The following is a 21,374-nucleotide window of genomic DNA, read 5'->3' as shown; positions in this document are numbered from 1 at the left end:
ATCCTGGAGAACCGTGCATGTTGAATAAAAACTCACTGCTGCTCGCGGCCATTCTGTTGGCCGTGGGTACCACCGACAGCCTGGCGGGCGTCACTGCGCAGCAAGCCGCCACGCTGAAAACCACCCTCACGCCGTTTGGCGCGGAGAAGGCCGGCAACGCCGCTGGCACCATCCCCGCCTGGACCGGCGGCATGACTCAAGCCCCGGCCGGCTACAAAGGCCCGGGTGCCCACCATGTCGATCCGTTTGCCGGCGAGAAGCCGCTGTTTACCATCACCAAAGGCAACCTGGATCAGTACAAAGCCAACCTGACCGCAGGGCAGATCGCGCTGTTCAACGCCTACCCGGAAACCTTCCAGATTCCGGTATACCCGACCCACCGCACCGGCTCGGCACCGCAGTGGATCTACGACAACACCTTCAACAACGCCACCAGCGCCAAGGTGCTGGACGGCGGTAACGGTTTTGCCGACGCCTATGGCGGCATCCCGTTCCCGATTCCGCAAAGCGGCGTGGAAGCGGTGTGGAACCATGTCGTGCGCTACCGCGGCACCTACGTGATTCGCCGTTCCGCCGAGGCCGGTGTGCAACGCAATGGTCAGTACTCGCTGGTGACCTCTCAGGACGAAGCGCTGTTCCGTTTCTACAACCCCAAGAGCAACTACAGCGAGCTGAATAACACGCTGTTCTACTACATGACCTTTACCACCGCGCCAGCGCGTCTGGCCGGCAATGGTGCGCTGGTGCAGGAGATGCTCGACCAGGTTAAGGAACCGCGTCAGGCCTGGGGTTACAACCCCGGTCAGCGCCGCGTGCGCCGTGCCCCGACCCTGGCCTACGACACGCCGATCGAAGCCTCCGACGGCCTGAAAACCGCCGACGACACCGATATGTACAACGGCGCCCCGGATCGCTATGACTGGACCCTGGTGGGCAAAAAGGAAATCTACATTCCTTACAACAACTACCTGCTCACCAGCCCCGAGGTGAAATACGACGACCTGCTCAAGCCTGGCCATATCAACCCCAAATACACCCGTTACGAACTGCACCGGGTGTGGGTGGTGGAAGGCAAGCTGAAAGCCGGCGCGCGGCATATCTACTCCAAGCGCACGCTGTTCCTCGACGAAGACAGCTGGGGCGCTGCCGTGGTTGACCAGTACGACGGGCGTGGTGAGCTGTGGCGGGTGTCGATGGCCTACCTGAAAAGCTTCTACGAGCTGCCGGCTGTGTGGACCGCGCTGGACACCTTCCACGACCTGCAGGCACGCCGCTACAGCGTGCAGTGGCTGGACAACGAAGAACCCGGCACCGCCGACTTCAGCAAGCCGTCGCCGGATGAAGCCAACTTCAGCCCGGCGGCGTTGCGGCGTAAGGCTTCCAGGTAAACCAAGCTCCACCGCTCCTACGGGGGAATGGGGACTGAAACAACAAGGGCGCCAATCGGCGCCCTTGTTGTTTGTCCAGCAAAGCAATCAAGCGGCGATGCTGATCTGGCTTCCCACGCTGGAAGCGGTGTAACCCGCGCCCGTTTCATACTGCTTCATCAACGCTTGCACCAGGCTGGCATACAGCGCGTTCTTGTCGCTGTCGGCGCTGCTGGAGGTGCTGCTGGAGCTGTCGGTGGCGCTGAGCAGGGTGCTCAGTTCGTCTTTGCTGATGCTGCCATCACCATCGGCGTCCAACTGGCTGAACAGCTCGTCGCTGTCGCTAGCACCGGCCGAAGGCGGTGGAGGAGGCGGGGCCAGGGCGGCGGTTTCATCCTGATCGATACTGCCGTCGCTATTGGCGTCCAGTTGGGCGAACAGATCGTCGATATCGATGCTGCCCAGGCTGGAATCGCTTTCCTGGGCCTTGCTCAACGCCGTCGTCAGTTCATCTTTGTCCACGCTGCCGTCGCTATTGCTATCGAGCAGCTTGAACAGTTTCTCCTGCGCATCCGTTGCCCCACCCACGCTACCGGTAGCACTGCTGCTACTCGAACTGCTGCTACGTGAGCTGGCTGTCGAGCTATAGGCGTAGCTCGAGTAACCGCTGACACCACTTATCATGGGAGTCGCTCCTGTGAAGTTGGAACCCGAAGACGGTTTCTTCGGTGATGGCAGACTCCGGGCGCTCTATGTCGGCGGTGTGTGCAGTTTGTATCGTTACCTCTACAAAATGCGGCGGGCTCGTTTTGGGTGAGAAGGTGTAAACAGTCAAGATTCTGGGTCCCAGCCTGCGCTGGGACGCCGGAGGTTTTTGCCTCCTTCACCGTCATCCCAGCGCAGGCTGGGATCCAGGTGCGCAGATGCATCGGTAACACACCCCGACGAGCCTTATTGCCGTGGCAACCGCAACACGCAGGTCAACCCGCCGCCCTTGGTCTCGCGCAGGGAAATATCCCCGCCCTGGCGCTGCGCCGCTTCGCGGGCAATGGTCAGGCCCAGGCCGACGCCGCCGGAGTTACGGTTGCGCGAGCCTTCGACGCGGAAGAAGGGTTCGAACACGCTTTCACGCTGTTCCGGGGCAATGCCCGGGCCGTGGTCGCACACGTGCACTTCAATAACGTTGTGCTGGTCGTGCATTTCAATACGGGCGTGGCCGGCGTAGCGCAGGGCATTGTTGAGCAGGTTGCTGATGGCCGAGCGCAGCGCCAGGGGTTGCACCCGCAGTGGCGCGCAATGGCCTTGCAGGGTGACATCCGCGCCCTGGTCCTGGGCGTTTTCGGTCAGCGATTCCACCAGTGCCTGCACGTCGAACCATTGCAGCGCCTCGGTGGCGCGCTGTTCGTGCAGGTAGCGCAGGGTAGCGTCGAGCATGTCGATCATTTCCGACAGGTCCTGGCCCATGCGTTCGCGCAGGTGGGCGTTGGGCACCTGTTCCAGACGCAGCTTGAGCCGCGACAGCGGCGTGCGCAGGTCGTGGGACACCGCCGCGAGCATGCGTCCGCGCTGTTTCACCTGTTCACGAATGCGTTGCTGCATGCTGTTGAAGGTGCGCGCGGCCTGGCGCGCTTCGAACGGGCCTTCTTCCGGCAGTGGCGGGGCGTCGAGATTTTCCGCCAGGCGCTCGGCGGCCTCGGATAAGCGCTGAATCGGCCGGCTCAGCAACTTGGCACCAAACCAGCCGGCGATCACCAGGGTGAGCATCTGGAACAACAGCGGTACCAGCGGACCGGTGAGTGGTCCGGGGCCCGGGCCCTGGCCAGGACGCGGTGGCTGGCGGCCATCCATCGGCGGTTGCCCAGGGTGCGACTGCTGCTCGGCAGAGGTCGGCGCGGGCGGCCCCTGTTGCGGGCCGCGAAACTGCGGGTTGCCGTACTGACTGAACCAGGCAAAGGCGAGCAAATGCGCCAGCACGATGGACAGCAGCAACATGCCAAACAGGCGGGCGAACAGGGTGTCGGCAGAACGCATCAACCAATCTCTCGTGCGTCGAACAGATAGCCCTCACCGCGCACGGTTTTGATCAGGCGCGGCGACTTGGGATCGTCGCCCAGTTTCTGTCGCAGTCGCGATACCAGCAAGTCGATGCTGCGGTCGAAGGCTTCGATCGAGCGGCCGCGGGCGGCGTCCAGCAATTGCTCGCGGTTCAGCACCCGGCGGGGGCGTTCGAGGAACACCCAGAGCAGGCGGAACTCGGCGTTGGACAGCGGCACCACCAGACCATCGGGGGCCTGCAGCTGGCGCAGCACGCCATTCAGTTGCCAGTCATCGAAACGGATGCTGGAACGTTCATCGGGGCGCTGCACGTCGCGGTCATCGCGTACGCGACGCAGGATGCTCTGGATCCGTGCCACCAGCTCGCGGGGCTCGAAGGGCTTGGCCATGTAGTCATCGGCACCCAGTTCCAGGCCGATGATGCGGTCGGTCGGCTCGCAGCGCGCGGTAAGCATCAGAATCGGGATGTCCGAGCTGCTGCGCAGTTCGCGGCACAGCTCCAGGCCGTCTTCACCGGGCAGCATCAGGTCGAGAATGATCACATCGAAGCGGCTGGCGGCCATGGCCTTGCGCATGCCGTTACCGTCGCCGACGGCTTCGCTGGCGATATTGAAACGGGTCAGATAACCACTAAGCAGCTCGCGCAGCTCGATATTGTCGTCGACGATCAGTGCGCGGGTAGTTCTTGAGCGGACGTCCCGTTCGTTAAGGGCTTCCATCGGGCGAGGACTCCGTAATACATGGGGCAGGTGGCGTGCGGGCGCCATGCTGAGGGTGGGGCGTATCGACAACATGTCGTTACTGTATCCAGTTTGGTACAAAACCACAGGCGCGCTCGCATCCCTCGTAGGAGCGGCTTCAGCCGCGATGCTGTTGATCTTCAACAACCCTGTGTGCAGGCCCGGCCAATCGCGGCTGAAGCCGCTCCTACAGAAGGCAATCCGGGTGTTTTTTACGGGTTCTTTACGCCCACGCCGCCCTTTGTATCTCGTGCCTTTACACCCCTTGTCCGGACAATTCTCCCCAGGCGGCATTTGCCGTATGACGGAGAACTATTCATGCACCTTCTGGACGGGTTGTCCCTGCTGCTGGCCAGCGGACTGTTCATTTACCTGCTGATCGCGCTGTTGCGCGCCGGCCGTAACTGAGGAGTCGACCATGGACAGTCATATCGTTTTACTGCTGCTGGCTTTCTTTGCTCTGGTGCTGTTGCCGGCACCCTGGCTCGGGCGTTTTTACTACCGGGTGATGGAGGGCGAGCGTACCTGGCTGTCGCCGCTGTTGCAGCCGGTGGAGCGTTTCAGCTACCGGGTGGCAGGCGTCGATGCCAGCCAGGAACAGGATTGGAAAAGCTACACCCTGGCGCTGCTGGCCTTCAACCTGGCCGGCCTGCTGCTGTTGTTCGCCATTCTGCTGGCGCAGGGCGTGCTGCCGCTCAACCCACAACACATGCCGGGTCTGGAATGGACCCTGGCGTTCAACACCGCGGTGAGCTTTGTCACCAACACCAACTGGCAGGCCTATAGCGGCGAAGCCAGCCTCAGCTATTTCAGCCAGATGGTTGGCCTGGGCGTACAGAACTTTGTCAGTGCCGCTACCGGCCTGGCCGTACTGGTCGCTCTGTGCCGTGGCATCTCCCGGCGTTCCAGCCAGACCCTCGGCAACTTCTGGGTCGACCTCACCCGCGGCACCCTCTATGGCTTGCTGCCGCTGTGTATCGCTCTGGCGTTATTCCTGGTGTGGCAGGGCGTGCCGCAAACCTTCAGCCACTACGTTGACGCCATGACCCTGCAAGGCGGCGAACAAAGCCTGCCACTGGGCCCGGCCGCCAGCCAGATCGCGATCAAGCAACTGGGCACCAATGGCGGTGGCTTCTTCGGCGTCAATTCGGCGCACCCGTTCGAGAACCCGACGGTGTGGAGCAACCTGTTCGAGATGGCCTCGATTCTGCTGATTCCCGCAGCGCTGGTGTTCACCTTTGGCCACTACGTCAAAGATCTGCGCCAGAGCCGCGCGATTCTCGCCTGCATGCTGATTCTGTTGCTGCTCGGGGTTGGCGTGACGCTGTACAGCGAGCTGCAACCGAACCCGGCGCTGGCCGGCCTGAATATCGAGCAGAGCGGCTCGCTGGAAGGTAAGGAAAGCCGTTTCGGTATCGGTGCATCGGCACTCTGGGCCGTGGCCACCACCGCTGCCTCCAGCGGCTCGGTGAACTCCATGCACGACAGCTTCAGCGCCCTGGGTGGCCTGGTGCCGATGTTCAACATGATGGTCGGGGAGGTGATTTTCGGCGGTGTTGGCGCTGGCCTGTACGGCATGTTGCTGTTCGTGCTGATCGCCGTGTTCCTCTGCGGCCTGATGGTGGGGCGCACCCCGGAATACCTCGGCAAGAAACTTGAAGCCCGCGAAGTGCGCCTGCTGGTGCTGACCCTGCTGGTGATGCCATTGGGCGTACTGGTGCTCGGTGCCCTGACCGCGGTGCTGCCGCTTGCCAACGCCTCGGTGAGCAACCCCGGTGCCCATGGGCTCAGCCAGATTCTCTACAACTACACCTCCGGCACCGCCAACAACGGCTCGGCCTTCGGTGGCTTCAGCGCCAACACGCCGTATCACAACCTGATGATCGCCCTGGCCATGCTGCTCGGCCGCTTCGGCTACATCCTGCCGGTGCTGGCGATTGCCGGCAGTCTGGCGGCCAAGCGCCGGGTGCCGGTGGGGCAGAACAGTTTCCCGACCCACGGCCCGCTTTTTGTCAGCCTGCTGACCATCACCATTTTGCTGGTGGGTGGTTTGACCTTCCTGCCGGTACTGGCCCTCGGGCCGGTGGCCGAACACCTCAGCCTGTTGGGTCATTAACAAGGATTTGCCATGAACGCTAAAACCCAGATACCGAGTGTGCCGAGCAAACCACGTAACCAGTGGCAGGCGGCGATGATCCAGGCTTTCGTCAAACTCGACCCGCGCCAACTGGTGCGCTCGCCGGTGATGCTGGTGGTGGAGCTCACCGCCATATTCACCACCGTGCTGTGCGGCTTGCCGGGGCAACCGGTGCCGACCTTTATCGCTGTGCAGATCGCCCTGTGGCTGTGGTTCACCGTGCTATTTGCCAACTTTGCCGAAGCCCTCGCCGAAGGCCGTGGCAAGGCCCGCGCCGACAGCCTGCGGGCTGGCTCGGTAGGGTTGTTCGCGCGGCGTCGTTTGCACAACGGCAGCTTTGAAACCGTACCCGCTGCGTCCTTGCGTAAAGGTGAAGTAGTGCGGGTTGAAGCCGGCGAAATGATTCCTGGCGATGGCGAAGTGATCGAGGGCATTGCCGCGGTCAACGAGGCGGCGATCACCGGTGAATCGGCCCCGGTGATTCGTGAGTCCGGCGGTGATCGCTCGGCCGTGACCGGCAACACCCAGGTGGTGTCGGACTGGTTGTTGGTGCGCATCAGCGTCAACCCCGGCGAGTCGACCCTGGATCGCATGATCGCCCTGGTGGAAGGCGCCAAACGGCAGAAGACCCCCAACGAAGTGGCGCTGGATATTCTGCTGATCGGCCTGACCCTGATCTTCCTGCTGGTGGTGGTCACCCTGCAGCCGTTTGCCATCTATTCCGGCGGCGCGCTGCCCCTGGTGTTTCTCGTGGCTCTGCTGGTAACCCTGATTCCCACCACCATCGGCGGCCTGCTGTCGGCTATCGGTATCGCCGGCATGGACCGCCTGGTGCGCCTGAATGTGATTGCCAAATCCGGGCGTGCCGTGGAGGCAGCCGGTGACGTGCATGTGCTGCTGCTGGATAAGACCGGCACCATCACCTTCGGTAATCGCCGTTGCAGCGCCCTGTATGCCGCCCCCGGCATCAGCGGCAAGGAACTGGCCGAAGGTGCCTTGCTGGCCTCGCTGGCCGACGACACCCCGGAAGGCAAGTCCATCGTCGAATACCTGCGCGGCCTGCACCCGATGACCGAGCCGGCCCGCGACGCGGTGCAGGCCATTCCCTTCAGTGCGGAAACCCGTCTGTCCGGCGTGGACTTCAATGGCCGTGTGTACCGCAAAGGCGCGGTGGATGCGCTGCTGAATTTTATCGGCATGCAGCGCCGGGAAATGCCGGCGGTGCTGTCGCGGGAAATCGACAAGATCGCCCAGAGCGGCGGCACGCCGTTGCTGGTCTGTGCCGACGGCAAACTGCTCGGTGCCATCCACCTTAAAGACGTGGTCAAACCAGGCATTCGTGAACGGTTTGCCGAGCTGCGCCAGCTGGGTATTCGCACGGTGATGGTGACCGGCGACAACCCCCTGACTGCCGCTGCCATTGCCGCTGAAGCCGGCGTGGACGATGTGATCGCCGAAGCCACTCCGGAGAAAAAGCTGGCGCGCATCCGTGCCGAACAGGCTGACGGCAAGATGGTCGCCATGTGTGGCGACGGTGCCAACGATGCTCCGGCGCTGGCCCAGGCGGACGTCGGTATGGCCATGAACGACGGCACCCAGGCAGCCCGGGAAGCGGCCAACCTGGTGGACCTGGATTCCGACCCCACCAAGTTGCTGGATGTGGTGCAAGTGGGCAAGGAACTGCTGGTGACCCGAGGTGCGCTAACCACCTTTTCCATCGCCAACGACGTAGCCAAGTACTTCGCCATTCTGCCGGCGCTGTTCACCACCATCTATCCGCAGTTGGGCGTGCTTAACGTCATGCAGCTGCAAAGCCCGCAGAGCGCGATTCTCTCGGCCATCGTGTTCAACGCCCTGATCATCATCGCCCTGGTGCCCCTGGCCTTGCGCGGGGTGCGAGTGGAGGCGGTGGATGCTGCCAGCCTGCTGCGCCGTAATCTGCTGATCTATGGCGTCGGTGGTCTGCTGGCACCCTTTATCGGGATCAAATTGATCGACCTGCTACTGACCAGCATTGGTCTGGCCTGAGGAAACCATCATGAACAGCTATCTACGTCCTGCCGTCAGCCTGATTGCCTTGATGACCCTGCTCACCGGGGTGGCTTATCCGCTGGCCATCACCGGGGTCGCCCAGTTGGCCTTCAACGAACAAGCCAATGGCAGCCTGATACACGACAACCAGGGCCACCTGCGTGGCTCCAGCCTGATTGCGCAACCCTTTGACGGCGCGCAGTGGTTTCAATCGCGGCCCTCGGCTGGCAGCTTTGCCACCGTTTCCAGCGGTGCCAGCAACCTGGCTCCAAGTAACCCGGCGCTGCGTGAGCGGATTGCCGGCGACAGCGAAAAACTCGCCGTGGCCGGGCAGGGCGCGGTGCCCATGGCACTGGTCACCACCTCCGGCAGCGGCCTGGACCCGGACCTGCCGGTAGCGGCGGCGCAGTACCAGATCAGCCGGATTGCCGAGGCGCGCCATATCAGCGCTGATGCGCTAAAACGCCTGGTCGAACAGAACACCCAGCGGCCGTTGATTGGGCCGGAAGTGGTGAACGTGTTGGCCCTCAACCTCGCGCTGGCAGAACAACCGCAATAAACGTAGGGTGCTGCTCTATGCCGCAACACCAACCCCCGTCATCCCAGCGCAGGCTGGGATCCAGAATTGTGTGGTGAACGCATTCCCCTGAAAAACCCGCATCGGCGGACCGCTGGATCCCAGCCTGTACTGGGATGACGGGGGAAGGGCTGAAATCTATGGAGCACCATGAGCGATAGCGAACGGGCCGATGCTTTGCTGGCCGAGGTAGATACCCGCAATGGTCGAGGCCGCCTCAAGGTGTTCCTCGGTGCCGCCCCCGGCGTGGGCAAAACCTACGCCATGCTGCAGGCCGCCCAGGCCCAGCTGCGCCAGGGCGTCGACCTGCGCGCCGGGGTGGTGGAAACCCATTCCCGCGCCGAAACCGAAGCCTTGCTGGTGGGCTTGCCGCAGCAACCGCTGAAGCGCCTCGATTACCGTGGCATGCAGCTTAGCGAACTGGATCTCGATGGCCTGCTGGCCAAGCCACCGAAACTGGCGTTGATCGACGAACTGGCCCACACCAACGTCCCCGGCAGCCGTCACGCCAAGCGCTGGCAAGACGTGCAGGATCTGCTCGCCGCCGGTATCGACGTGTACACCACCGTCAACGTGCAACATATCGAAAGCCTCAACGACCAGGTGCAGGCCATCACTGGTGTGCAGGTGCGTGAAACCGTGCCCGACTGGGTACTGCAGGAAGCCTACGAGCTGCTGCTGGTCGACCTGCCGCCGCGGGAACTGCTGGAACGTCTGCGCGACGGCAAGGTGTATGTACCCGAACAGGCGCGCGCCGCCATCGACGCCTTTTTCAGCCAGACCAACCTCACCGCCCTGCGCGAACTGGCGATGCAAACCGCCGCCGCACGGGTGGATGCCGACCTCAATCAGGGCTACCGCCAACTCGGCCAGGACGCGCCGACCGTGCGCGGACGGTTGTTAGTGGGGATCGACGCCGATACCCAGGCCGAGCGCCTGGTGCGCCACGCTTGTCGGGTGGCCGAGCGTCGTCATCTGCCCTGGAGCCTGGTGCATGTCGACACCGGTGCGGCGCGCGACGAGCAGGCCCGCGCACGTTTGCAGACGGCGCAGCAATTGGCCGAGCGCCTCGGTGGTGAAGTGGTCACGCTGCGCGCCGGCGAAGTGGCGAAAACCCTTATCCAGCACGCCGGCGAGCGTCGCGCCAGCCTGATTCTGGTCGGCCGCAGCCGCCAGCGCTGGCTCGGTGCCGGGGTGGCGCAGCGCTTGTTACGCCATGGCAATGGCCTGGAAATCAGCGTGCTCGATGGCGTGCTCGAACGCCGTCCACGCACGCCACGGGCCCGGCATCCTCTGCAGCGCGGCGATTATCTGCTGGCCGTCGCCGCCACCGCCGTAGCCACTCTGGTGGCCTGGGCCGTGGCGCAGGTTTTGCCGTTGCCGAATATCTCTCTGGTGCTGCTCGCGGCGGTATTGCTGGTGGCGGTGCGCACCAGTTCCGGGCCGGCGTTGCTGAGTGCCGTGCTGTCGTTTCTGGCCTATGACTTTCTGTTTATTCCACCGCATTTCTCCCTGGCCATTCACCGCCACGAAGATGTCCTGACCCTGCTGTTTTTTCTGCTGATGGCGGCCCTCACCGGCAACCTGGCGGCACGCCAGCGCAGGCAGCTGCGGGTGTTGCGTGAAACCCAGAGTGAAACCGCGGCGCTGCTCGATCTATCGCGCAAACTCACCGCCGCCACCGACCGCCAGGCGGTGGTGTTGGCAGCCAGCCAGCAGCTGGCCGGTTGGAGCGATATCGACATCTGCTTGTTGGGCCGTGCGGGCGATGGTCAGTGGCAAGTCGAAGGCGGGGTGACAGGTGCCCTCAGCGAGGCCGAGCAGATGGCCGCCGAATGGGCCTGGCAACACGACCAGGCTGCCGGCCTGGGTACTGACACCTTACCCAGCGGACGCTGGTGGTGGTGGCCGTTGTCGGGCGAAGACGGCCCGCTGCTGTTGCTTGGCGTCAGCCCGAAGAACCAGCAGCCGCTTTCCATCGAGCGCCGCCGTTTGCTCAGCGCCCTGGGCCAACCCCTGGCCCAGGCCCTGGCCCGTGCGCAACTGGCCCAGGACCTGGAAGCCGCACGCCTGCATGGCGAAACCGAACAACTGCGCAGCGCCTTGCTGGCCTCGGTATCCCACGACCTGCGCACGCCACTCACCGCCATGCGCGGTGCCATCGACAGCCTGCTGACCCTCGACGGCCAACTGCCCCACAGCGACCGCATCGAACTGCTGGAAAGCACCCGCGATGAAGCCGAGCGCCTGGACCGCTATATCCAGAACCTGCTGGACATGACCCGCCTCGGCCACGGCGGGCTGAAACTGGCCCGCGACTGGGTGGCACCGGTGGATATCGTCGCCAGCGCCCTGCAGCGCCTGCGCCCGTTGCTGGCACCGCTGAACGTGGAAACCCAGGTACCGACGGAGCTGCCGTTGCTTTACGTGCATGCGGCGCTGATCGAACAGGCGCTGATCAACGTAGTGGAAAACGCCGCGCGTTTCTCGCCGACCCAGGGCCGTCTGCGGGTGGCCGTGGACAGCGACGCCAGCGAACTGCGCATCGTCGTCAGCGACCAGGGGCCGGGCATTCCCGAGGCTGAACGGGCGAAAATTTTCGACATGTTCTACACCGCCGCCCGTGGTGACCGAGGCGGGCAGGGCACCGGTCTGGGCCTGGCCATCTGTCAGGGCATGCTGGGTGCCCATGGTGGTCGAGTGACAGTCGGCGAAGGTCTGGATGGGCGCGGCGCCAGCTTGACCCTACACTTGCCCCTGCACCCGCAACCCAGCGCCGATAACGACCTCCTATGACCAGCAACGCCAGCACCATTCTGTTGATCGACGACGAGCCGCAGATTCGCAAATTCCTGCGCATCAGCCTCGCCGCCCAAGGCTACAACGTGCTCGAAGCCGCCACCGGCAGCGAGGGCCTGGCCCAGGCCGCCCTGGCCAAACCGGACCTGCTGGTACTTGACCTCGGCTTGCCGGATATGGACGGCCAGCAGGTACTCAGCGAAGTGCGCGAATGGTCGCAGGTACCGGTGCTGGTGCTGTCGGTGCGCGCCAGTGAAGGGGAGAAGGTCAAGGCGCTGGATAACGGTGCCAACGACTACGTGACCAAGCCGTTTGGCATCCAGGAATTTCTTGCCCGGGTGCGGGCGTTGTTGCGCCAGGCGCAGACTGGCGATAGCCCGCAGGCCTCCGTTACGGTTGGGCCGCTGACGGTGGATTTTGCCTATCGATTGGTGACCCTGGATGGTGTGGAGGTGAGCCTGACGCGCAAGGAATACGCGGTGCTGGCGCAGCTCGCGCAGCATGTGGGGCGGGTGGTGACGCAGCAGCAGTTGCTCAAGGATATCTGGGGGCCAACCCATGTGGAGGACACCCATTATTTGCGGGTGGTGGTGGGGCATTTGCGGCAGAAGTTGGCGGATGATCCGGCGGGTCCGCGGTTTATCTGTACGGAGGCGGGGGTGGGTTACCGCCTTAAAGCGTAGGGCCAATATGCGCCCTGCAAGATCAAACGCTCGCGGCTACAGCCCCTCCCACAGGGCAATATGTTTCGTCGGCAAACGGAGGTCCTTGTGGGAGGGGCTTTAGCCGCGACGAAGCAAACGACCATCCCCAGCTCTAGCCGTTTTCTTCTTCGTACCGATCCAGGGTATCGCTGGTAATGATCCGCCCCAACTCGATCAACTCCGGCGCTTTGTAGAACTCGAAAAACCGACACGCCCGCCGTGGCACGTTGACCAGAATATCCGGCGGATACCCGGCAATCTTGTATTGCGCCAACGACGTCTGCATCACCTCGAAACTCTGGTTTACCAACTCCAGCAACGACGCCGGGCTGCCCGTCTCGGCCACCCGCGAACCACTGGCCGAGTTCGGCGTCGGGCTCTCGTCGGGGCGCGGGGAGGGCGCTGCCGCTGGTGGGTCGAGCCACGGATTGGGCTCGGCGCGCGCGGCCGCTTCCAGTAGGGCGATTTCTTCCCCAGGCTCGGGCAGCTTGCGTCGGAAGGGCATGCGCGAACCGAGCGAGCCCATCAAACCATCGAGCTTGTTCTTGAACGCGGCCGGGCGTTCGATCACGGGGAGTTGATAGTGGCGCTGGCCATTGGCGTTCAGGTTGACGGCGACGATCAGGTCACAGTGGCTGGCCACCACCGGCACGATGGGCAGGGGGTTGAGCAGGCTGCCATCGACCAGCATGCGTTTGCCCTGGATCACCGGGGTGAACAGGCTGGGAATGGCCGCCGAGGCGCGCATGGCCTGGTGCAGGTTGCCCTGCTGGAACCAGATTTCCTGTTGAAAGGTGAGGTCGGTGGCCACCGCCGTGTAGGGGATGCGCAAGTCTTCGATATTGATCTCGCCGACCATCTCGCGAATTCGGCCGAAGACCTTTTCGCCGCGAATCGCCCCCAGGCGAAAGCTCACGTCGAGCAGGCGCAGAACATCGAGATAATCCAGGCTTTCAATCCAGGCGCGGTATTCCGGCAGCTTGCCGGTGGCGTAGATGCCGCCGACCACCGCGCCCATGGAACAACCGGCAATGCAGGCGATCTCGTAGCCGCGCCGCTCCAGCTCCTCGATGGCACCAATATGGGCATACCCCCGTGCGCCCCCCGCACCCAGCACCAGCGCTACACGTTTACTCATTACCTGCTCCTGATTACTATCGCCGGCGGTTTCCCGACCATACGCGTGCAGGCCTCCACCTGCCAAGGCAAGTCGCCATGGCCGCTGCGCTTAGTCGCACTTTTTTCTGTGGTTGGCGTCAGAGCTTTACGCGCGTTCAACTACCCTTTTTTCGCTGTTTCTTTTCTCTTGGAGCAAAAGCAATGAAAGCCTGGATCTGCTTACCCCTGATGGTGCTGGCGTTGTCCGGTTGTGCCGCGAAAACCGCCTACCGCGACAGCTGCGCGGCGCAGTCGGACGCCGCCTGGCGCGAGCTGGATATCGCCAAGGCCGAAGGTTTTTCCGGCACCGTGAGCTACTCCAAAGCCCTGACGCTGCTGACTGGCGCCAAGACCTCGCAACAATTCGAAGGCTACGAAAGCTGCACCAAGAACGCCAAGAAAGCGCGTTTCTATATCAGCGAATCCCGCGCCGGGCGTTGATTTTCGCCAGCGCCTTTAAGATCAAAAACCATCGCGGCTAAAGCCCCTCCCACAAGAGATCGCGTTCCTTTGTGGGAGGGGCTTTAGCCGCGAGCTTTTGATGAGCAATACACGCCTCAATTCCGCCGCAACAAATCCAGCACAGCGATACAAGTCATTCCTATCGCCATCTCCCACTATCAGGGTCTAACCACCTGACTGTGAGCGCTCGATGGCCACTCCCATTTCCCGCACCGCTCTCACGCCCAGTGACTGGGGCCTGCTATGGCTGCGGGTGGCCGGTTCGTTGTTGCTGTTGCAGGTACACGGCCTGCCCAAGCTGCTGCATTTCAACGAGCAATTGAGCCTGATCGAAGACCCCTGGCACCTGGGTGCCAAGCTGACATTGAGCCTGGCGATCTTCGCCGAGGTGCTGTGCCCGTTGCCGATCATCCTTGGCGTGTTCACCCGCCTGGCCTGCCTGCCGATTCTTGCCGTGCTGTTGGTGGCGCTGCTGTTTGTGCACCCCGAATGGAGCCTGGCCGAGGCTCAGTTCGCCTGGCTGCTGGCGCTGGTGTTCAGCTCCGTGCTCATTGCCGGGCCTGGACGCATCGCGCTGTCTTGGCGTTTGCCGGGGCTGGTCTATCGTCAGTGACGGCCTGTCATTTACTGCAAAGGAGAACGTCGCGCGATGAGTAGCGTGGAATTGTTTGATGAGGTGGTCACCTTGCTGGTCCGCCATCGCGTAAAAGCCGGCCAGGACGAGGCCTATGAGGCCTGGCTGCGGCGCATTATCGCCACGGCGAAAAGTTACGCCGGGCACCTGGGCATCGATGTGATGCGCGGCCATAGCCAGGGCCTGACCCTGTTCACCTGCGTGCTGCGTTTTACCTCCACCGACCTGCTGCAAGCCTGGCTGGACTCCACCGACCGTCGACGCCTGGTGGCCGAAGTCGAGCCGCTGCTGGCCGACGGCGACCAGACCGAAATCAACGCCGACCGCGAATTCTGGTTTACCCCCAACGATATCGGTGGTGCCAAACCGCCACCGCGCTGGAAGCAAGCCTGCGTGACCTTTCTGGTGATTCTGCCGCTGAGCATGGGCGTGCCGCTGTTGTGGAGGCCCCTGTTCGCACAACTGCCATTTTTGTCTGGCTATCTGGCTAGCAGCGTGCTGATCACCCTGAGCATTGTCTTGCTTGTGGTGTACGTCTTTATGCCGCGGGTGACGCGCCTGTTCGCCCCCTGGCTCAACAAGGCCTGAAGGAGTCCCACCCATGGCTGATGACCTGCCCCCCAAAGAGCCCGGCCGCCGCCAGTTCCTCGCCGCCAGCTCGGTGCTCGGCGCCGCTGGCGCGCTGTGGTCCGCTTTGCCTTTTTCCGCTTACGCCACCTCATCAGGAGCACCGATGAACGCCGATCTGATTCTTTTCAATGGCCGTCTGCATACCGTCGACCGGGAAAAACCCACCGCCACCGCCGTGGCCATCAAAGACGGCAAATTTATTGCTGTGGGCAGCGATGCCGAGGCCATGGCCCTGCGCGGCAGTGCCACGCAAGTGGTCGACCTGCAAAAGCGCACGGTGATTCCCGGCCTCAACGACTCGCACCTGCACTTGATCCGCGGTGGCCTCAACTACAACCTGGAACTGCGCTGGGAAGGCGTGCCGTCGTTGGTCGATGCCCTGCGTATGCTCAAGGATCAAGCCGACCGTACCCCGGCGCCGCAGTGGGTGAGGGTGGTCGGCGGCTGGAACGAATTCCAGTTCGCCGAAAAGCGCCTGCCGACCATTGAAGAACTGAACAAAGCCGCACCGGATACCCCGGTATTCGTCCTGCACCTGTACGACCGTGCGCTGCTTAACCGCGCTGCGCTCAAGGTGGTCGGCTACACCCGTGACACGCCCAATCCACCGGGCGGCGAAATCGTCAAAGACGCCAATGGCGAACCCACCGGCATGCTGGTGGCGCGCCCCAACGCGATGATTCTGTATTCCACCCTGGCCAAGGGGCCGAAGTTGCCGCTGGAATACCAGGTCAACTCCACCCGGCAATTTATGCGCGAGCTCAACCGCCTGGGCGTGACCAGTGCCATCGACGCCGGCGGCGGTTACCAGAACTACCCGGATGACTACCAGGTGATCCGCGAGCTGGCCGCCAACAACCAGCTCACCGTGCGCATCGCCTACAACCTGTTCACCCAGAAACCCAAAGAAGAGTTGGTGGACTTCAAGAACTGGACGCAGATCGTCAAACCGGGTGATGGCAACGACTTCTTCCGTCACAACGGCGCCGGGGAAATGCTGGTGTTTTCGGCGGCCGACTTCGAGGACTTCCTTGAACCGCGCCCGGACCTGCCGCAAACCATGGAGCAGGAACTGGAGCCGGTGGTCCGCCATCTGGTGGAACAGCGCTGGCCGTTCCGCCTGCACGCCACCTATGACGAATCGATCTCGCGCATGCTCGACGTGTTCGAGAAGGTCAACCGCGATATTCCCTTCAATGGCCTGCACTGGTTCTTCGACCACTGCGAAACCATCACACCGAAAAACATCGAGCGCGTACGTGCCCTTGGCGGCGGTATCGCGGTGCAGGACCGCATGGCGTTCCAGGGCGAATACTTCGTTGACCGCTACGGCAAGCAAGCCGCCGAAGCCACGCCACCGATCAAACGCATGCTCAGCGAAGGCGTGCCGGTAGGCGGCGGCACCGATGCCACCCGGGTGTCCAGCTACAACCCCTGGACCTCGTTGTACTGGATGGTCAGCGGTAAAACCGTCGGTGGTCTGGAGCTGTACCCCGAAGGCCTGCCACGGGAAACCGCGCTGCAACTGTTCACCCACGGCAGCGCCTGGTTCTCCACCGAACAGGGCAAAAAGGGCCAGATCAAAGTCGGCCAGCTGGCGGATCTGGTGGCGCTGTCGGCGGATTTCTTCAGCGTCGAGGAAGAAGCGATCAAGTGGATCGAGTCGGTACTCACGGTGGTGGACGGCAAGATCGTCTACGGCACAGGCGACTTCGACAAACTGGCGCCACCCGCCTTGCCGGTCACCCCGGACTGGTCACCAGTGGTGAAAGTGCCTGGCCACTGGCGCCAGCAAACGGCATTGGCGGCTGCCGTGCATCAATGTTCCGGGCCGTGCGGTGTGCATTCCCATAGCCACGAAAAGGCGCGTCTGTCGTCGGCGCCGGTCAGTGATCACCAGGGTTTCTGGGGTGCGTTCGGCTGTTCCTGCTTCGCCTTCTGAATCCGGGTTTTAACCTTCGGGCCCGATCGCGGGCCCGGCATTTCAAGGAGTCATCATGAGCAAGAAATACAACCGCTTGGACAAAGACAACGCCGTGGTCCTGCTGGTCGACCACCAGGCCGGCCTGATCTCGCTGGTCCGCGACTTCACCCCCGACGAGTTCAAGAACAACGTGCTGGCCCTGGCCGACATCGCCGCGTTCTTCAAACTGCCGACCATCCTCACCACCAGCTTCGAAAACGGCCCCAACGGCCCGATGGTGCCGGAGCTGAAAGCCAAGTTTCCGGATGCGCCGTATATCCCGCGGCCGGGGCAGATCAATGCCTGGGACAACGCGGACTTCGTGGCGGCGGTGAAGGCGACGGGCCGCAAGCAGATCATCATTGCCGGGGTGGTCACCGATGTCTGCGTGGCGTTCCCGACGCTGGCGGCGCTGGAGGAGGGCTTTGATGTGTTTGTGGTGACCGATGCGTCGGGCACCTTCAACCCGCTGGTGCGTGAGTCTGCCTTGAGCCGCATGGTGGAGGCGGGTGCGCAGTTGATGAACTGGTTTGCTGTGGGCTGTGAGTTGCAGCGCGATTGGCGTAATGACATTGAAGGCTTTGGGGCGATTCTCGGCGGGCATCTGCCGGCGTACGCCAATTTGATGCAGAGCTATTCGCAGAAGAGCTGATGGTGGTGGGCGCGCCTCTTTCGGGAGGCGCGCTGTTGGTTTTGCGCCTTACGCGCGAGTTGCTTTTCAGCAGTCGCCGGAGTGCCGGACCAGCTGAAAATTAACCAAAAAAGGGCTTGGCCTAACCTTGGCCCTACGCGCCTCGCTCGGCTCCTGCCTCGCGTTCACCTGCGCATCCCCTCCATTAGGCCTTCGCCAACGGGGCGGGGGGATCAAGATCACCCGCGGTAGATCAAAAACGAGATATTCGTTTGCGGCAGCGAACGGCGTACTTCTGCGCGACTCTGGGTCCCAGCCTGCGCTGGGACGACGGAGGTTTTGCTCCCGAGCACCGTCATCCAGGCTGGGACCCAGAATTTCTCGACGAATACCGTATCAAGCCCAGCAGTGGTTGCCGGTCGCCTGATTTCGATGCCTAAAAAGCATGTTTTTTATGCCTTTCGCTGCCTATAAATAAAATAGCTATAAATATCAGTAACTTAAAAATCTTAATTCCATAGTGTTATTACAAAATAGGAAAAAGTTACTTTTTGAGATAAGCCCTATCCCCAATCATTGCCCCCAACACCTTAAGACCGCTCTGCAATGGCCTTTTTGCCCTGTCGAGTGCTCGTTGGCCACTGTGCTGTTGGCCAGCGGGAACAAGCAATCCCAAGGAGTTCTACATGGGCAATGTTCAAACCGCCGCGACAACGCAGCGGCTGTGGCAGAAGGCACCGGCCAGTGCTGATCTGGTCGATCTCGGCCATCGCCATCGCGAGCCACTGGCGCACAGCCGTCGTCATCACGTCGCTCCGGTCGGCGCCCTCAGCCGTCGTGAAAAAGTGCTGTTGGCAATTCTCGCCGTGGTCGCCCATGGCGGTCTGATCTATTGGTTGAATCAGCAGACCACGCCGCCGCTACCGGTGATACCGCCGGAGATTCCGCCGATGGAAATCGAGTTCACCCGGCCGGCACCGCCGGTGGTCGAACCGCCGCCACCTCCACCGCCACCACCGCCTGTGGTCGAGCCGCCACCACCGGTAGTGGATGAACTGGCCGCCAAACCGGCACCGAAACCAATTCCCAAGCCGAAACCGACACCGCCGCCCAAGCCAGTACCCAAGCCGGTAGAGCCGCCGCCACCAGCGCCTGCACCACCGCCAGTTGCTGCACCGGCACCTGCACCCGCTCCACCAGCGCCACCGGCTCCACCAACACCGCCCTCCAACGCGGCGTATTTGAAGAACCCGCTGCCGGAGTATCCATCGCTGGCACAACGCCGGGGTTGGGAAGGGGTCACGTTGCTACGGGTGCATGTGCTGGCCAACGGCAGCCCGGCAGAGATTCAGATTCAAACCTCCAGCGGCCGCGAGCTACTGGACAAGGCAGCAGTACAAGCGGTGAAGCGTTGGACCTTCGTGCCTTCGAAACAGGGCGGTAACGCCGTCGATGGTTGGGTCAGCGTCCCGCTGGAATTCAAGTTGCCGCATTAACGGCACTTACGAACAAGCGTCACTAGAAATTTACAGAGCTAAAAATTTACAGAGAGAGAGTTGAATCATGAGCTTACTGGCGACATCCCCCCTCGAATCGATTGAAAGCGCAGTTATCTGGCTGCTGGTTGGCTTCTCCGTAGTCACCTGGGGTCTGGCCCTGTTGAAGGCCCTGCAGTTCGGTCGCCTGAAAAGCCAGGATCGCAAGTTCCAGAAACTGTTCTGGGGCGCCTCCAGCCTCGACGGTGCCGCCGAGTTGGTGAATGCCCAGCCAGGCGCAGTGTCCCGCGTTGCCCAAGCCGGTTTCGGCGCGATTCAGGTGCATGAGCAAGCTCAGGACCTGAGCCAGGCCATCAACCACCAGGATCGCCTGGAACGCGCCCTGCGTCAGCAGATTCAGCGTGAGCGCCGCTCCCTCGAATCGGGCCTGGCAGTAGTGGCCTCGATTGGCAGTACCTCGCCCTTTATCGGCCTGTTCGGCACCGTGTGGGGCATCATGGAAGCCCTCAAAGGCATCAGCGCCGCCGGCTCCGCCAGTCTGGAAACCGTGGCCGGTCCTATCGGTGCAGCCCTGGTCGCCACCGGCGTGGGTATCGCCGTCGCAGTACCTGCGGTGCTGGTTTACAACTACTTCCTGCGTCGCCTGAAACTGAACTCCGCCGACCTCGACGATTTCGCCCATGACTTCTACAGCCTGGCGCAGAAATCCTCGTTCAAACTGATCCAACTGCCAGGCGGCAAAGCCGCCGCCCAGAAAGTGAAGGAGGCGTCGTAATGGCCTTCTCCACTCAAGACAGCGATGAAGTGCTTAGCGAGATCAACGTAACGCCGCTGGTGGATGTGATGTTGGTGCTGCTGGTGGTGTTTATCGTCACCGCGCCGCTGCTGACCAACGCCATCCCGATCAACCTGCCCAAGACCGAGGCCGTGGCCCCGGTCGAGCAGAAGGATCCGCTGGTGGTGAGCATCGACGGCGAAGGCAAATTCTTTATCAACAAAGACGAAGTTCAGCTGGAGCTGCTGCAAAGCAACCTGGAAACCGCCAAGGCCAAAGATGCCGAGCTGCGCGTGCAGTTGCAGGCTGACGAGAAGGTGGACTACGGCCAGGTAGCCAAGGCCATGGCCTCCATCGAACGGGCAGGGATTACCAAGTTGTCGGTGATCACTGCGCGTTAACAGTTTTGGCTGCCCTTCTTCAGGCAGGGGCAGGGCGGCCTATTTTCTTCTGAGGTCAAAAGCATCGCGGCTGAAGCCGCTCCTACGAGACCTCGCCGTCTGTAGGAGCGGCTTCAGCCGCGATAGGGCAAACCTCGCTCCCGAGCCTTAAGGATCCCCATGACCACTACCCTGTATATCTCCCCCGGCGCGTGCTCCTTTGCCTCCCACGTAGTTGTGCATGAATTGGACTTGCCGATTCAGGTGGAGCGCGTGGCGTTGCGCACGGCGGACTCGCCGATTCACCAGATCAACCCGCTGGGGCGGGTGCCGGTGCTGCAACTGGATGACGGCCGGATCATTACCGAGAACAGCGCGATTCTGCCGTTCCTGGCGGACTTGAAACCGGCCACCAGCTTGTTCGCTCCGGTGGGCAGTGTGGAGCGGGCGCAGATTCAGAGCTGGATTGGGTACCTGGCCTCCGAGGTGCATGTCGGCGGGTTTCGACCGCTGAACCGGCCGGAGCGTTACAGCGCCGATGAGAACGCCCATCCGGGGATTCGGGCGCAGGCGCTGGAGCAGCTTTACACCGCGTTTGCGCATATTGATCGGCATCTGCAGGGCCGCGAATTTCTGGTGGCGCAGCGGTACACCATTGCCGATGCGTACCTGGGGGTGTTTGCCGGGTGGGCAGGGCGGGTGGGCGGTCGGCTGGATGAATTGAAGGATTTGGCGAGGTTTCGCGAGGCGTTTAAAGCGCGCGCGGCGGTGAAGCAGGCGTTGGTGGCAGAGGGGTTTTAGAACTCCGGCCGTTGGGGCCTCGTTTGGTTTGCGT

General features: G+C 62.5%; 20 protein-coding genes. 16 read left to right on the top strand and 4 right to left on the bottom strand.

Going from position 1 to position 21,374, the window contains the following annotated elements; all coding sequences use genetic code 11:
* Positions 1-17 precede the first annotated feature (17 nt).
* Positions 18-1,388, top strand: coding sequence for a DUF1329 domain-containing protein (locus ACVW0Y_RS09500; protein WP_457437786.1), 1,371 nt, complete (start codon positions 18-20; stop codon positions 1,386-1,388).
* A gap of 87 nt (positions 1,389-1,475) precedes the next feature.
* Here ACVW0Y_RS09500 and xopAW read toward each other — a convergent pair whose 3' ends face one another.
* The 3 genes from xopAW to ACVW0Y_RS09485 all read right to left on the bottom strand — a co-directional run bounded on the left by xopAW (position 1,476) and on the right by ACVW0Y_RS09485 (position 4,141).
* Complete coding sequence (gene xopAW, locus ACVW0Y_RS09495; RefSeq protein WP_457437785.1) at positions 1,476-2,051, bottom strand: XopAW family type III secretion system calcium-binding effector; 576 nt, start codon at positions 2,049-2,051, stop codon at positions 1,476-1,478.
* A gap of 267 nt (positions 2,052-2,318) precedes the next feature.
* Complete coding sequence (locus tag ACVW0Y_RS09490) at positions 2,319-3,398, bottom strand: sensor histidine kinase (protein WP_457437784.1); 1,080 nt, start codon at positions 3,396-3,398, stop codon at positions 2,319-2,321.
* Positions 3,398-4,141 (bottom strand): response regulator, encoded by a 744-nt coding sequence (locus tag ACVW0Y_RS09485; RefSeq protein ID WP_457437782.1) that lies wholly within the window; start codon positions 4,139-4,141, stop codon positions 3,398-3,400. Before ACVW0Y_RS09485 ends, ACVW0Y_RS09490 begins: the two co-directional genes overlap by 1 nt.
* Positions 4,142-4,480: 339 nt before the next feature.
* Here ACVW0Y_RS09485 and ACVW0Y_RS09480 point away from each other — a divergent pair, with 339 nt between their 5' ends.
* The 6 genes from ACVW0Y_RS09480 (at position 4,481) to ACVW0Y_RS09455 (ending at position 12,389) form a co-directional block, all read left to right on the top strand.
* On the top strand, positions 4,481-4,570 hold the full coding sequence (locus ACVW0Y_RS09480) for a K(+)-transporting ATPase subunit F (protein WP_457437781.1): 90 nt from the start codon (positions 4,481-4,483) through the stop codon (positions 4,568-4,570).
* 10 nt (positions 4,571-4,580) lie between these two features.
* A complete protein-coding gene (gene kdpA / locus ACVW0Y_RS09475; protein ID WP_457437779.1) occupies positions 4,581-6,278 on the top strand; it encodes a potassium-transporting ATPase subunit KdpA in 1,698 nt (565 codons plus the stop codon).
* A gap of 12 nt (positions 6,279-6,290) precedes the next feature.
* Positions 6,291-8,327 (top strand): potassium-transporting ATPase subunit KdpB, encoded by a 2,037-nt coding sequence (gene kdpB / locus ACVW0Y_RS09470; RefSeq protein WP_457437777.1) that lies wholly within the window; start codon positions 6,291-6,293, stop codon positions 8,325-8,327.
* Positions 8,328-8,337: 10 nt separating this feature from the next.
* Entirely contained in the window at positions 8,338-8,889 is a 552-nt protein-coding gene (kdpC, locus tag ACVW0Y_RS09465) for a potassium-transporting ATPase subunit KdpC (protein WP_457437775.1), read from the top strand.
* Positions 8,890-9,057: 168 nt separating this feature from the next.
* Entirely contained in the window at positions 9,058-11,703 is a 2,646-nt protein-coding gene (locus ACVW0Y_RS09460) for a DUF4118 domain-containing protein (protein ID WP_457437773.1), read from the top strand.
* Positions 11,700-12,389: a response regulator gene (locus tag ACVW0Y_RS09455; RefSeq protein ID WP_457437772.1), complete on the top strand. Its 690-nt coding sequence runs from the start codon at positions 11,700-11,702 to the stop codon at positions 12,387-12,389. Before ACVW0Y_RS09460 ends, ACVW0Y_RS09455 begins: the two co-directional genes overlap by 4 nt.
* A 133-nt stretch (positions 12,390-12,522) precedes the next feature.
* Here ACVW0Y_RS09455 and ACVW0Y_RS09450 read toward each other — a convergent pair whose 3' ends face one another.
* Positions 12,523-13,548, bottom strand: coding sequence for a patatin-like phospholipase family protein (locus ACVW0Y_RS09450; protein WP_457437770.1), 1,026 nt, complete (start codon positions 13,546-13,548; stop codon positions 12,523-12,525).
* Between the two features lie 182 nt (positions 13,549-13,730).
* Between ACVW0Y_RS09450 and ACVW0Y_RS09445 the strand changes: the two genes are divergently transcribed.
* The 9 genes from ACVW0Y_RS09445 to ACVW0Y_RS09405 all read left to right on the top strand — a co-directional run bounded on the left by ACVW0Y_RS09445 (position 13,731) and on the right by ACVW0Y_RS09405 (position 21,340).
* Positions 13,731-14,009: a hypothetical protein gene (locus ACVW0Y_RS09445; protein WP_108097280.1), complete on the top strand. Its 279-nt coding sequence runs from the start codon at positions 13,731-13,733 to the stop codon at positions 14,007-14,009.
* Between the two features lie 211 nt (positions 14,010-14,220).
* On the top strand, positions 14,221-14,643 hold the full coding sequence (locus tag ACVW0Y_RS09440; protein ID WP_457437768.1) for a DoxX family protein: 423 nt from the start codon (positions 14,221-14,223) through the stop codon (positions 14,641-14,643).
* Between the two features lie 36 nt (positions 14,644-14,679).
* The gene (locus ACVW0Y_RS09435; protein WP_457437767.1) at positions 14,680-15,252 is read left to right on the top strand and encodes an antibiotic biosynthesis monooxygenase; all 573 of its coding nucleotides are present in this window, start codon (positions 14,680-14,682) and stop codon (positions 15,250-15,252) included.
* 145 nt (positions 15,253-15,397) lie between these two features.
* Positions 15,398-17,236: an amidohydrolase gene (locus tag ACVW0Y_RS09430; protein WP_457437909.1), complete on the top strand. Its 1,839-nt coding sequence runs from the start codon at positions 15,398-15,400 to the stop codon at positions 17,234-17,236.
* 55 nt (positions 17,237-17,291) lie between these two features.
* The gene (gene ycaC, locus ACVW0Y_RS09425) at positions 17,292-17,909 is read left to right on the top strand and encodes an isochorismate family cysteine hydrolase YcaC (RefSeq protein ID WP_457437765.1); all 618 of its coding nucleotides are present in this window, start codon (positions 17,292-17,294) and stop codon (positions 17,907-17,909) included.
* Between the two features lie 665 nt (positions 17,910-18,574).
* Positions 18,575-19,384: an energy transducer TonB gene (locus tag ACVW0Y_RS09420; RefSeq protein ID WP_457437764.1), complete on the top strand. Its 810-nt coding sequence runs from the start codon at positions 18,575-18,577 to the stop codon at positions 19,382-19,384.
* A 67-nt stretch (positions 19,385-19,451) separates the two neighbouring features.
* A complete protein-coding gene (locus ACVW0Y_RS09415; RefSeq protein ID WP_457437762.1) occupies positions 19,452-20,159 on the top strand; it encodes a MotA/TolQ/ExbB proton channel family protein in 708 nt (235 codons plus the stop codon).
* A complete protein-coding gene (locus ACVW0Y_RS09410; RefSeq protein WP_457437761.1) occupies positions 20,159-20,560 on the top strand; it encodes an ExbD/TolR family protein in 402 nt (133 codons plus the stop codon). The genes ACVW0Y_RS09415 and ACVW0Y_RS09410 overlap by 1 nt, the downstream gene beginning before the upstream one ends.
* Positions 20,561-20,719: 159 nt before the next feature.
* Positions 20,720-21,340 (top strand): glutathione S-transferase N-terminal domain-containing protein, encoded by a 621-nt coding sequence (locus tag ACVW0Y_RS09405; protein WP_457437759.1) that lies wholly within the window; start codon positions 20,720-20,722, stop codon positions 21,338-21,340.
* The last annotated feature ends 34 nt before the right edge of the window (positions 21,341-21,374 follow it).

The organism is Pseudomonas sp. TE3786 (assembly GCF_054057335.1).
The sequence above is the reverse complement of the archived record's forward strand: the minus strand, read 5'-3'. Positions and strand labels throughout refer to the sequence as shown.

Coding starts and splice junctions, on each gene's coding strand:
- ACVW0Y_RS09500 (WP_457437786.1), top strand. CDS start 18: ATGTTGAATAAAAACTCACTGCTGCTCGCGGCCATTCTGTTGGCCGTG.
- xopAW (WP_457437785.1), bottom strand. CDS start 2,051: ATGATAAGTGGTGTCAGCGGTTACTCGAGCTACGCCTATAGCTCGACA.
- ACVW0Y_RS09490 (WP_457437784.1), bottom strand. CDS start 3,398: ATGCGTTCTGCCGACACCCTGTTCGCCCGCCTGTTTGGCATGTTGCTG.
- ACVW0Y_RS09485 (WP_457437782.1), bottom strand. CDS start 4,141: ATGGAAGCCCTTAACGAACGGGACGTCCGCTCAAGAACTACCCGCGCA.
- ACVW0Y_RS09480 (WP_457437781.1), top strand. CDS start 4,481: ATGCACCTTCTGGACGGGTTGTCCCTGCTGCTGGCCAGCGGACTGTTC.
- kdpA (WP_457437779.1), top strand. CDS start 4,581: ATGGACAGTCATATCGTTTTACTGCTGCTGGCTTTCTTTGCTCTGGTG.
- kdpB (WP_457437777.1), top strand. CDS start 6,291: ATGAACGCTAAAACCCAGATACCGAGTGTGCCGAGCAAACCACGTAAC.
- kdpC (WP_457437775.1), top strand. CDS start 8,338: ATGAACAGCTATCTACGTCCTGCCGTCAGCCTGATTGCCTTGATGACC.
- ACVW0Y_RS09460 (WP_457437773.1), top strand. CDS start 9,058: ATGAGCGATAGCGAACGGGCCGATGCTTTGCTGGCCGAGGTAGATACC.
- ACVW0Y_RS09455 (WP_457437772.1), top strand. CDS start 11,700: ATGACCAGCAACGCCAGCACCATTCTGTTGATCGACGACGAGCCGCAG.
- ACVW0Y_RS09450 (WP_457437770.1), bottom strand. CDS start 13,548: ATGAGTAAACGTGTAGCGCTGGTGCTGGGTGCGGGGGGCGCACGGGGG.
- ACVW0Y_RS09445 (WP_108097280.1), top strand. CDS start 13,731: ATGAAAGCCTGGATCTGCTTACCCCTGATGGTGCTGGCGTTGTCCGGT.
- ACVW0Y_RS09440 (WP_457437768.1), top strand. CDS start 14,221: ATGGCCACTCCCATTTCCCGCACCGCTCTCACGCCCAGTGACTGGGGC.
- ACVW0Y_RS09435 (WP_457437767.1), top strand. CDS start 14,680: ATGAGTAGCGTGGAATTGTTTGATGAGGTGGTCACCTTGCTGGTCCGC.
- ACVW0Y_RS09430 (WP_457437909.1), top strand. CDS start 15,398: ATGAACGCCGATCTGATTCTTTTCAATGGCCGTCTGCATACCGTCGAC.
- ycaC (WP_457437765.1), top strand. CDS start 17,292: ATGAGCAAGAAATACAACCGCTTGGACAAAGACAACGCCGTGGTCCTG.
- ACVW0Y_RS09420 (WP_457437764.1), top strand. CDS start 18,575: ATGGGCAATGTTCAAACCGCCGCGACAACGCAGCGGCTGTGGCAGAAG.
- ACVW0Y_RS09415 (WP_457437762.1), top strand. CDS start 19,452: ATGAGCTTACTGGCGACATCCCCCCTCGAATCGATTGAAAGCGCAGTT.
- ACVW0Y_RS09410 (WP_457437761.1), top strand. CDS start 20,159: ATGGCCTTCTCCACTCAAGACAGCGATGAAGTGCTTAGCGAGATCAAC.
- ACVW0Y_RS09405 (WP_457437759.1), top strand. CDS start 20,720: ATGACCACTACCCTGTATATCTCCCCCGGCGCGTGCTCCTTTGCCTCC.